At 72.5% G+C, this 10617-nt stretch carries 11 protein-coding genes and 1 tRNA gene; 3 read left to right on the top strand and 9 right to left on the bottom strand.

Annotated features, from left to right (window positions below; translation table 11 throughout):
• Positions 1–3: 3 nt before the first annotated feature.
• Positions 4–77: transfer RNA gene (locus JCO01S_RS12160), tRNA-Pro, on the bottom strand.
• 101 nt (positions 78–178) lie between these two features.
• On the opposite strand from JCO01S_RS12160, the gene JCO01S_RS12155 reads away from it, so the two are divergent.
• The 3 genes from JCO01S_RS12155 to JCO01S_RS12145 are packed head-to-tail and all read left to right on the top strand — an operon-like array spanning position 179 to position 2936.
• Positions 179–946 (top strand): prolipoprotein diacylglyceryl transferase, encoded by a 768-nt coding sequence (locus JCO01S_RS12155; RefSeq protein ID WP_068256001.1) that lies wholly within the window; start codon positions 179–181, stop codon positions 944–946.
• On the top strand, positions 943–1281 hold the full coding sequence (locus tag JCO01S_RS12150; protein ID WP_157074599.1) for a hypothetical protein: 339 nt from the start codon (positions 943–945) through the stop codon (positions 1279–1281). Before JCO01S_RS12155 ends, JCO01S_RS12150 begins: the two co-directional genes overlap by 4 nt.
• Positions 1282–1298: 17 nt before the next feature.
• Positions 1299–2936: a radical SAM protein gene (locus JCO01S_RS12145; RefSeq protein ID WP_068255997.1), complete on the top strand. Its 1638-nt coding sequence runs from the start codon at positions 1299–1301 to the stop codon at positions 2934–2936.
• Here JCO01S_RS12145 and der read toward each other — a convergent pair.
• The 8 genes from der to JCO01S_RS12105 form a co-directional block, all read right to left on the bottom strand.
• Positions 2899–4365 carry a ribosome biogenesis GTPase Der gene (gene der, locus JCO01S_RS12140; RefSeq protein WP_068255995.1) on the bottom strand — a complete coding sequence of 489 codons (1467 nt, stop codon included), beginning with the start codon at positions 4363–4365 and terminating at the stop codon, positions 2899–2901. The two genes, JCO01S_RS12145 and der, sit on opposite strands and share 38 nt — an antisense overlap.
• Positions 4366–4417: 52 nt before the next feature.
• Positions 4418–5116: a (d)CMP kinase gene (gene cmk, locus JCO01S_RS12135; RefSeq protein ID WP_068255993.1), complete on the bottom strand. Its 699-nt coding sequence runs from the start codon at positions 5114–5116 to the stop codon at positions 4418–4420.
• 22 nt (positions 5117–5138) lie between these two features.
• Positions 5139–6263, bottom strand: coding sequence for a prephenate dehydrogenase (locus JCO01S_RS12130; protein WP_245634429.1), 1125 nt, complete (start codon positions 6261–6263; stop codon positions 5139–5141).
• Positions 6260–7174, bottom strand: coding sequence for a pseudouridine synthase (locus tag JCO01S_RS12125; protein ID WP_068255990.1), 915 nt, complete (start codon positions 7172–7174; stop codon positions 6260–6262). The genes JCO01S_RS12130 and JCO01S_RS12125 overlap by 4 nt, the downstream gene beginning before the upstream one ends.
• Positions 7171–7782 (bottom strand): SMC-Scp complex subunit ScpB, encoded by a 612-nt coding sequence (gene scpB / locus JCO01S_RS12120; RefSeq protein ID WP_068255987.1) that lies wholly within the window; start codon positions 7780–7782, stop codon positions 7171–7173. The genes JCO01S_RS12125 and scpB overlap by 4 nt, the downstream gene beginning before the upstream one ends.
• Positions 7775–8659 carry a segregation and condensation protein A gene (locus JCO01S_RS12115; RefSeq protein WP_068255984.1) on the bottom strand — a complete coding sequence of 295 codons (885 nt, stop codon included), beginning with the start codon at positions 8657–8659 and terminating at the stop codon, positions 7775–7777. The genes scpB and JCO01S_RS12115 overlap by 8 nt, the downstream gene beginning before the upstream one ends.
• Positions 8656–9543 (bottom strand): ParA family protein, encoded by an 888-nt coding sequence (locus tag JCO01S_RS12110; protein WP_068255981.1) that lies wholly within the window; start codon positions 9541–9543, stop codon positions 8656–8658. The genes JCO01S_RS12115 and JCO01S_RS12110 overlap by 4 nt, the downstream gene beginning before the upstream one ends.
• 62 nt (positions 9544–9605) lie before the next feature.
• The gene (locus JCO01S_RS12105) at positions 9606–10553 is read right to left on the bottom strand and encodes a site-specific tyrosine recombinase XerD (protein WP_068255978.1); all 948 of its coding nucleotides are present in this window, start codon (positions 10551–10553) and stop codon (positions 9606–9608) included.
• Between the last annotated feature and the right edge of the window lie 64 nt (positions 10554–10617).

Below are 10617 nucleotides of genomic sequence, written 5' to 3'. Positions count from 1 at the left end.
GAGTCGGGCTGACAGGATTTGAACCTGCGACCCCATGACCCCCAGTCATGTGCGCTACCAAGCTGCGCCACAGCCCGAGGCTCTCTTCGTGGAGAGCGTCGCAACTCTAACCCAGCACCCCGGGCCCCTCCCAATCGCCCCTGCCCCGCATTCGTCACCCGTGACAGGATCGAGCGCGATGGCACCGACACCCGTCCCGGAGTGGACGCCCGGGATGACCCACGACCTGTGGGTCGGGCTCGGCGTGCTCACCGCGGGGGTGCTCCTCACGCTCGAGAAACGACGCCGCGGCATCCACGACGACCGGGTTTGGGTGCTCGTGGCCCTCGCGATCTCCTTCGGTGCCGTGGGCGCACGCCTGGGCACCTGGCTGCAGCACGTGCACCTCGATGCCAACGACCCGGTCCTCGTGCACTGGGCCTACGGCAACCGCAGCATCCTGGGCGGGCTGGCCCTGGCCTACGGCGCCGTCCTCCTCGGCAAGCGGCTGCTGCGGATGCGCTGGCGCACCGGCGCCCTCTTCGCCCCCGCGGTCGCCGGTGGCATGGCCGTCGGACGGGTCGGGTGCCTGCTGACCGAGCTGCCCGGCACCCCGACCGACCTCCCGTGGGCGGTCACCGCGGCGTCCGCGGGCGACGCCGCCGCCTGGGGCGTACCGCAGGGAGCCCGGCTGCACCCCTCCTTCGGCTACGAGATCGCCTTCCACCTGCTCGCCCTCGCCGCGCTCTGGTACTGGCGGGACCGACTCGAGGACCCGGCGGACCTCTTCACCCTCTACATCGCGGGGTACGCCCTCTTCCGGATCCTCGTGGAGTTCGTCCGGGGCAACGAGGTCGTCTGGTTCGACCTGACACGCCCGCAGCTCTTCCTTGCCGTCACGCTCCCGCTGCTGATCTGGCGTAGCGTCCACATCGTGCGCAGCCAACCGTCAGGGAGGGCCGGATGAGCCAAGCACCGTGGCAACAGCCGCCACCCGTGACCACCGGGCTCGGCTCCGGCTGGGGCACGCTCATCGGCGGGGTGGTGGGCTTCCTCGGCCCGGTCCTCATCTACCTGCTGGCCAGGGCCCTGACCTGGCTGGACGTCGGTTTCTCGGCGGGGGGCATCGCCGGGCTGGCCATCGCCGTCATGCCCCTGCCCCTGCTGGTCGTGGGGGGAGTCCTGATCTTCATCGACCGCACCCGCGGGTGGGGCGTGGCCGCGCTCGTGGCCGCCGGGGTCTGGATCGTCACCAGTGCCGGGGTCTGCGTCGTCGCGATCGTCAGCCTGTCGTCGGCATGAGCAAAGGAGAGAGGTCCATGGGGACAGCACAACCGGACGCCGGACCGGGACGACCGCTGCGCGGGGACCGGATCCACCGCTACGTCAACGCCTTCTGCCCCACCTGCCACCACGAGCACCCGGAGACCGAGCTGGCCGACGTGCGGCGCCTCAGCGGCTGGCTCGCCGAGCGAGACGGCCGTGTCTGGCTCGAGCGCGGCTGCCCCCAGCACGGTCTGGTCCGCACCCTCTACGACGAGGACCCGGAGATCCTGCGCTACCTCGAGCAGTGGACCGCACCGACCAAGTCGCACGTCCCCGACGTCACCGGCAACTTCGCGCCGGTCCCCTCGGCCTACCTCGACGGCCTGCCGGAGATGCAGACGCAGCACACCTGCATCCTGCTGGAGGACATCACCGAGCACTGCAACCTGCGCTGCCCCACGTGCTTCGCCGGCTCGGCCCCGGCCCTGACCGCGGTGGCCTCCGTCGAGGAGATCCTCGCCAACGTCGACGCCCGGCTCGCCCGCGAGGACGAGCGGCTCGACGTCCTCATGCTCTCCGGCGGCGAGCCGACCCTGCACCCCGAGCTGCCACGCCTGATCGAGGAGCTCGTGGCGCGCCCGATCGTGCGCATCCTCATCAACAGCAACGGGCTGCGGATCGCCGGTGACGACGAGCTGCTGGAGCTGCTGCGCCGCCACCGGCAGCGCGTCGAGGTCTACCTGCAGTTCGACGGCTCCTCGGCGGAGTCCTCGATGCACCACCGCGGCGGCGACCTGCGCGAGCACAAGGACCGGGCCATCGACCGGCTGAGCCGTGCCGGCGTCTTCACGACGCTGACGATGACCGCCACCCTCGGTGTCAACGACGACGAGATCGGCCACGTGATCAACCGCTCGCTGGCGACCCCCTTCGTCTGCGGGGTCTCGATCCAGCCGGTCTTCGGCTCGGGGCGCGGCGGCGGCATCGACCCGCAGGACCGACTCACCCACACCGGCGTCCTGGCACGGATGGGACCGCAGACCGACGGCGTCGTCACCTGGGAGGACCTCACGGCGCTGCCGTGCAGCCACCCGCACTGCGCCTCGGTGGGCTACCTGCTCAAGGACGACTCGGACACGTGGCGCTCCCTCACCGCGATCGTCGGCCACGAGCGCCTCAAGGACTGGCTCGACCTGGCGCCGGAGAGCGTCGCGAACCGGATCACCGACCAGGCACTCCCCGCGCAGATGCGCACCGTCGTCAAGGAGGCCGTCCTCGGGCTGCTCAGCGAGCAGACCTCCCTCTCCCACCCGCAGGTCGCCGACCTGTGGAAGGCGGTCTGCCAGACCTGCGACATGGGCATGTCCACCCTCACGACGCTCGTGACCTCCCGCCTGCCGGGCCAGCAGGAGCGGCTGCGCCGCCTCATGGGCGAGCGGGTCAAGCGCATCAGCGTCAAGCCCTTCATGGACATCGAGACGATGATCGAGGAGCGGCTGGCGCAGTGCTGCGTGCACGTCGGCACCGCCGGGACGAAGGGGGAGCAGTGCGCCCCCTTCTGCGCGGTCCAGGTGTGGGCGCCGCTCTCCCGGCAGAAGGTCAGCTCACGGGCACCTGCCACTGCCGGCCCGGTGCCGCTGCCGACCCCGGCGGTCAGCGGCGGCGCCGGCGCTCCCGGACCCGCACGCTGATCTCGATCGGCGAGCCCGCGAAGCCGAACTCCTCCCGGAAACGACGCTCGAGGAAGCGCCGGTAGCCGGCCTCGATGAAGCCCGAGGCGAAGATGACGAAGCGCGGCGGCCGGGTCGAGGCCTGCGTCGCGAACAGGATCCGTGGCTGCTTGCCGCCCCGCACCGGGTGCGGATGGCCGGAGGAGATCTCGCCGAGCACGGAGTTCAGCCGCGAGGTGGGGACGCGGGTGTCCCAGGAGTCCAGCGCCGTGTCGAGCGCCGGCACGAGCTTGTCGACGTGCCGGCCCGTCAGGGCCGAGACGTTGACCCGCGGCGCCCAGGCCACCTGCTGCAGGTCCCGCTCGATCTCGCGCTCGAGGTAGAAGCGGCGCTCCTCGTCGAGCAGGTCCCACTTGTTGTACGCGATGACGAGCGAGCGGCCGGACTCGACCACCTGGCTGATGATCCGCAGGTCCTGCTCCGCGATCGGCTCGTGGGTGTCAATGAGCACGACCGCGACCTCGGCCTTCTCCAGCGCGCTGCGGGTGCGCAGCGAGGCGTAGAAGTCCGCCCCCCGGCTCTGGTGCACGCGGCGCCGGATGCCCGCGGTGTCGACGAAGCGCCACGGCCGCCCACCGAGCTCGATCAGCTCGTCCACGGGGTCGCGCGTCGTGCCGGCGACGTCGTCGACGACGACCCTGTCCTCGCCGGCGAGGCGGTTCAGCAGGCTCGACTTGCCGACATTGGGCCGGCCGAGGAGGGCGACACGTCGCGGGCCCCCCTCCGGCAGCGCGCCGCCGGTCGCGGAGACCTCGGGCAGGACCTCGAGGAGCGCGTCCAGGGCGTCACCGCTCCCCCGCCCGTGCAGGGCGGAGACGGGCCAGGGCTGGCCCAGGCCGAGGTTCCACAGCACGGCGGCGTCGGCCTCGAAGCGCTGGTCGTCGACCTTGTTCGCGATGAGCACGACCGGCTTGCCGGCGCGCCGCAGCAGCTTCACGACCGCCTCGTCGTCATCGGTGGGGCCGACGACGGCGTCGACGACGAAGAGGACGACATCGGCCATGCCGACGGCGACCTCGGCCTGCTCGGCGACGCGCAGCTGGATGCCCGCGGCACCGATCTCCCAGCCGCCGGTGTCCAGGAGGGTGAAGCGGCGCCCGGCCCACTCCCCTTCGTAGGCGACCCGGTCGCGCGTGACGCCGGGGGTGTCCTCGACGACCGCCTCACGGCGCCGCAGGATCCGGTTCACGAGGCTGGACTTGCCGACGTTCGGCCGGCCGACGACGGCGACGACCGGCAGTGGGCCGGAGACGGACTCGAGCGACTCCTCCTGGAAGCCGTCGATGATCGCCTGGTCCTCCGGCGTGAGCTCGAAGTCCTCCAGCCCGGCGCGCAGGACCCGCTCGACGTCGGTCTCGTCGGGGGTGCTCTCTTCGGGGGTGGTGTCCACGGCTCTCCTGATCGGGTCGGTGGCGTCGATTGTCGCAGGCTCGGCGGGCGGGTCAGCCCACGCGGGCGGCGTCCACGACCGCCATGACGGCCTCGACGGACTCCTCGAAGTCCAGCTCGGAGGTGTCGACGACGGCGACGCCGTCCGCGGCGACCGTGAACTGGGAGACCGTCGAGTCGTCCCGGTCACGGCGCAGCACCTGGTCGCGGGTGGCCTCGATGGCCGCGCCGTCGGCGGCGCCGTGCACCTCGAGGGAGCGGCGCCGCAACCGTGCCTCCTCGCTGGCGGTGAGCAGGACGCGCACGGGTGCCTCGGGGGCCACGACGGTCGTGATGTCCCGGCCCTCGGCGACGCAGGAGCCCCGGTCGGCCGCGATCGTGGCGATGAGCTCGCGCTGGCGGCGCTGCAGCTCGGTGCGCACCGCCGGGACGGTGGCGACCCGGGAGACGAGACCGGAGATCTCGCTGCTGCGGATCTGCGTGTCGACATCGGTGCCGCCGACCCGGACGAAGGGGGCCTGCGGGTCCACGCCCATCTCGAGCGGCAGCTCCACCGCGGCACCGGCCACCGCCTCGGGGTCGTCCATGTCGAGCCGCTGCTCGCGGCACCACCACGTCAGGGCGCGGTACATGGCGCCGGTGTCGAGGTAGCCGGCACCCACCCGGGTGGCGACGGCGCGGGAGACGCTGGACTTGCCGGATCCGGAGGGGCCGTCCACGGCGATGACGAAGGGGGTCTGTCGGCTGGTCACGAGGGGTCAGCCTAGTCCCGTCTCAGTCCTGGATCCGCCAGCCCCGGGCCCGCAGCTCCTCGCTCAAGGGTCCTGCGGCGCTGGGCAGCACCGCGACCTCGGCCAGGCCGAAGGGCAGGCCGAGCCCGTGGTCGAGGCGCAGGTCCTCCATGTTGACCCCGATCTCGCCGATCTCGGTCAGCAGCCGGCCCACCTCGCCGGGCCGGTCGTCGACGACGACGGAGACGACCTCGTAGGCGGTCGTCGCGGCGCCGTGCTTGCCGGGGATGCGGGCGTGCCCGGCGTTGCCGTGGGCGATGGCGCGGGCGAGGACCGCCCGTGCACCCGGCGCGTCGGCGACCGACTCCTCCCGGCCGAGCTCGGTGAGCGCCTCGACGATGCCGGTCAGCTCCTCGCTGATCTCGGTCAGCACGGCGCCGACCGCGACCGCGTTGCCGGCGAGGATCTGGGTCCACAGCCCCGGGTCGCTCGCGGCGATACGGGTCACGTCCCGTACGCCGGGGCCGGAGAGGCCCAGGGCCTGCTCGCTCAGGTGCTCCAGCCGGGCAGCAACGAGCGAGGCCGCCACCTGGGGCACGTGGGAGACCGCGGCGACGGCGGCGTCGTGGTCGGCCGGGCTGAGCCGGCTCGTCGCCGCCCCGGTGGCTCGGGCCATCCGCTCGACCAGGTCCACGGCGGCGGGGTCGCTCCCCTCGTGCGGGCAGAGCACCCAGGCGCGCCCCTCGAAGAGGTCTCCCCTGCCGCTGATCGCCCCGCTGCGCTCCCGCCCCGCCATGGGATGGCTACCGACGTAGCGGTCCAGTGCCCGCCCGGCGCGCACGAGGTCGGCGTGGATGACCTGCTTGACCGACGTGACGTCGGTGACGACCGCACCGGGCCAGCGCTCCAGCGCCTCGAGGACGAGGCGCGGCGAGATGTCCGGGGGTGCGGCGATGACGACGACACCCGGGTCCACCTCGCCGGTGATCCGGCCGGCACCGAGGTCCCGCGCGAGGGCCACGGTGGTCTCGGACTGGTCCGCGAGGCTGACGTCCACGTCCACCGCACGCAGCGCCAGGCCGATGCTCGTGCCGATCAGGCCGGTGCCGACGACGTGCACCTCGGGGAGGCCCTCACCGGCCTGCCGGGTGTCCGGGCTCGCGGTCACAGGCCGGCCGCCTTGTACAGCTTGCCGATCTCGTCGCGGGAGAGGCCACGCCACCGCCCGGACTTGGTGCCGCCGAGCTCGATCGGACCGACCTGGGTGCGGACGAGACTGACCACCGGGTGGCCGACCTCCTCGAGCAGTCGTCGGACGATGTGCTTGCGGCCCTCGTGCAGGATGATCTCGACGATGGCCTTGCCGGGGCGGGAGTCCACGACCCGGAAGGAATCGACGGCGGCCGGCCCGTCCTCGAGCTCGACGCCCTCGCGCAGCCGCTTGCCCAGGTCCTTCGGGATCGGCCCGGGGACCTCGGCGACATAGGTCTTGAGCACGCCGTAGGCCGGGTGCTGGAGGCGGTGGGCGAGGTCGCCGTCGTTCGTCAGCAGCAGCAGCCCCTCGGTGTCGGCGTCCAGGCGCCCGACGTGGAAGAGGCGCTCGGGCCGGTCCACGACGTAGTCACCGACGTTGATCCGGCCCAGGTCGTCGGACATCGTCGTGACGACCCCGCGGGGCTTGTTGAAGGCCAGGTAGACCCGCGACTCGTCCAGCTGCACCCGTTCGCCGTCGACGTGCACCACCTGCCGAAGGGGGTCGATCCGCACCCCCAGCTCGGTGACCACCTGCTCGTCCACCATCACCCGGCCCTCGGCGATCAGCTGCTCGCAGGCGCGCCGGGAACCGATGCCGGCCCCCGCGAGCACCTTCTGCAGCCGGATGCCGTCGGGCGTGTGGACATCCACCCGGGGGCCCTGCTTCTCCCGCGGAGCCTGACCGGGCTGTCCGGAACGGGTCCGGCCGGGGGTCCCGCGCTGCGGCTGCCCCCGCCGGGGGCGGCCGGCCCCCTTCGCCGGTCGGCTTCCCCTGCGGGGCGGGCGACCACCGTTGCCGGGGGCTCTGTTGCGGGGCGGTGTCATGGGCGGGCCTCACTCACGATGTCTTCGAGGGCTGCTTCGTCGGGAAGGTAGGGGGCCAGCGGGGGCAGGTCGTCGAGGTGGTTCAGACCCATCCGCTCGAGGAAGTACGGGGTCGTGCCGTACAGCGTCGCCCCCGACTCCGGGTCCTTGTCCACCTCGATGATCAGGCCGCGGGTGAGCAGGGTGCGCACGACGCCGTCGACGTTCACGCCGCGCACGGCACCGACCCGGGCCCGGGAGATCGGCTGGCGGTAGGCGATGACGGCCAGGGTCTCCAGCGACGCGGTGGTCAGACGGGACTGCTGCCCGTCGAGGATGAAGCGCTCGACCACCGCCGCGTGGGCAGGATGGCTGTAGAAGCGCCAGCCCCCGCCGACCGCACGCACCGTGAAGCCGTGCTCCCCGTCGGCGTAGTCGGCCTCGAGGGCCCGCAGGTGCTCACGGATCTCCTCGACGGGCAGCTCCAGGGCCGAGGCCAGCGCCGCGTCGGTGACCGGCTCCTCGACCACCATGAGGACGGCCTCGATGGCCGCCCGCGGACCGCCCGGCAGCTCGCCGACGTCGAAGGCGACCTGCACGTCCTCCTCGGGCGGGGTGTGCTCACTCATCGTGTTCCTCCTCCGGGGCACCGGCGGGGTCCCCCTCGTCGAACTCGGCACCGACCTGCAGGTCCCCCTCCTCGCTGCCGGTCCACCGCACGTCGATGTCGCCGAGCGCCTCGGGCTGGTCCAGGGCCACCTGCTGGTCCCGGTAGAGCTCCAGGAGCGCCAGGAAGCGGGCGACGATGACCAGGGTGGAGTCGGCGTCGCGCACGAGCTCACGGAAGGAGGCGGTCCCGGTGCGACGCAGCCGGTCCACGACGAGGACCGCCTGCTCGCGCACGCTCACCGTCGGGGCGTGCAGGTGCGACACGCCGACCTCCTCGGGCGCCTTCGGGGTGAGTGCCCGGGCGGCGACCGTCGCCAGCTGCGTGGGCGTGACGTTCATGACCAGCTCCGGCAGCAGGCCGGCCAGGTGTGGCTCGAGCCCCGCCTGGCGCGGCGTCATCAGGCCGCTCGTGGCCATCGTCTCCTCGAAGTGGGCGGCGACGTCCTTGAAGGCCCGGTACTGCAGCAGCCGGGCGAAGAGCAGGTCGCGCGCCTCGATGAGCTCGAGGTCCTCCTCATCGCCCTCCGAGGTGTTCGGGAGCAGCCGCGAGGCCTTGAGGTCCAGGAGGGTCGCGGCGACGAGGACGAACTCGCTCGTCTCACCGAGGTCCAGGTCGGGGGCGCTCTCCCGCAACGCGCGCAGATGGGCGATGAACTCGTCGGTGACCCGGGCGAGCGAGACCTCGGTGATGTCCAGCTGGTGCTTGCTGATGAGCCCGAGGAGCAGGTCGAAGGGCCCCTCGAAGTTGTCCAGGTGGACCGTGAAGGCCTGCTCCGGGCTCCTCTTGGTGATGACGCCGCCGGGGACCGTCGCGTCGGCCTCGGTCACGGCCGTCAGGGCGCCCCGCCGCGCGAGATGAGCTCACGGGCGAGCTGCCGGTAGGCATTGGCGCCGGAGTGGCCGGTGGCATACGTCGTGATCGGTTCGGCGGCCAGGGTGGCGTCGGGGAACTTCACCGTCCGGGAGATGACGGTGTGGAAGACCTGGTCACCGAAGTGCTCCACGACCGAGCCCACCACCTCACGGCTGTGCAGGGTGCGCCCGTCGAACATCGTCGAGAGGATCCCGTCGATGGTCAGCGCCGGGTTGAGCCGGTCGGTGATCTTCGTGATGGTCTCGACGAGCAGCGCGACGCCACGCATCGCGAAGTACTCGGTCTCCAGCGGGATGATCACCCCGTGCGCCGCGGTCAGCGCGTTGACGGTGAGCAGGCCCAGGCTCGGCTGGCAGTCGATGAGGATGACGTCGTACTCGTCCTGCACCGGGCGCAGCACGCGGGAGAGGATCTGCTCCCGGGCGACCTCACCGACGAGCTGGACCTCCGCGGCCGAGAGATCGATGTTCGCCGGCGCGACGTCGAGACCGTCGATGGAGGTGGTCTGGACGATCTCGTGGATGTCGTGCCCGCGGGAGACGAGCAGGTCGTAGATCGTCGTGTCCAGGGTGTGGGTGGGCACGCCGAGACCGACGGAGAGGGCACCCTGGGGGTCGAAGTCGACGAGGAGCACCCGGCGGCCGAACTCGGCCAGTGCGGCACCCAGGTTGATCGTGGTCGTCGTCTTGCCGACGCCACCCTTCTGGTTGCACATCGCGATGATCCGCGCCGGGCCGTGGCCGTCGAGCGGGGTCGGGTCCGGGAACGTGGGCAGGGGTCGCCCGGTCGGGCCCCGCTGGGCCTCGGTGTGCTCGATGTCGAGCGGCGGCGTCACCTCGGATGCCACAGTCGGATCACTCCATCGCGTCTCGCGGTCGGTCAGCCTCACGCTGATCAGCGACGACGATATCAGCGGGCACGGGGATGGCTCTGCGCGTAGACCTCGCGCAGCTGCTGGATGCCCACGGCCGTGTAGATCTGGGTGGTGGTCACCGACGCGTGGCCCAGCAGCTCCTGGACGACTCGCACGTCTGCTCCCCCTTCGAGCAGGTGGGTCGCGAAGGAGTGGCGCAACGTGTGCGGGGAGACGTGCTGGGTCAGGCCCGCCCGCCCCGCGGCGGCCTGCAGGACGGCCCAGGCGCTCTGCCGGGAGAGTCGGCGTCCGCGCAGGCCCAGGAAGAGTGCCGGCCCGGCGCGGCCCTTGCCGGCCAGCTCGGGGCGCCCGCGCACCAGCCAGGCCTGCACCGCCTCGACGGCGTAGGAGCCGATCGGGACGACGCGCTCCTTGCCACCCTTGCCGAGGAGGCGCACGGCGCCGACCTGCGGGTCCACGTCGTCGACGTCGAGCCCGACCGCCTCCGAGATCCGTGCCCCGGTGCCGTAGAGCACCTCCAGCAGGGCCCGATCGCGAAGGGGGCGTGCCCCCTCCCCCACTCCGGCGGCGTCGAGCAGCCGGGTGACCTCGTCCAGGCCGATGGCCTTGGGCAGGCGGGAGGTGGGCGTCGGCGGAGCGACCTCACGGGCCGGGTCGTCGACGGTCTCGCCCTCCAGTGCGAGGAAGCGGTGCAGCCCGCGCACCGCCGTGAGGGACCGCGCGGCCGAGCTCGTGGCCATCGGAGGGTGCTCGCCGTCCCCGGTGCGCAGGGCCGCGAGGAACCCGGTGACGTGGTCCTCACGCACCTGGTCGGGTGCGGTCACGCCCTGCGCCGCGAGGTGCGCCAGGTAGCGCCGGCAGTCGCGGGTGTAGGCGCTCAGGGTGTGCTTCGAGACCCCGCGCTCGACGTCCAGGTGGGTCAGCCAGGTCCGCACGGCCCGCTCCATGGGGGCGCTGCTGGCACCCTTCGGCGTGCCGGTCATCGCCGCGGGTGGTGCCGTGGACACCCCATTGTGCCCACGGGTGGTCGCGACCACATTCGGGAGT

It is taken from the genome of Janibacter corallicola NBRC 107790 (genome assembly GCF_001570965.1).
Lineage (GTDB): Bacteria > Actinomycetota > Actinomycetes > Actinomycetales > Dermatophilaceae > Janibacter > Janibacter corallicola.
Note: the sequence above shows the minus strand (reverse complement) of the source record. Positions and strands in the feature narration are given on the sequence as shown.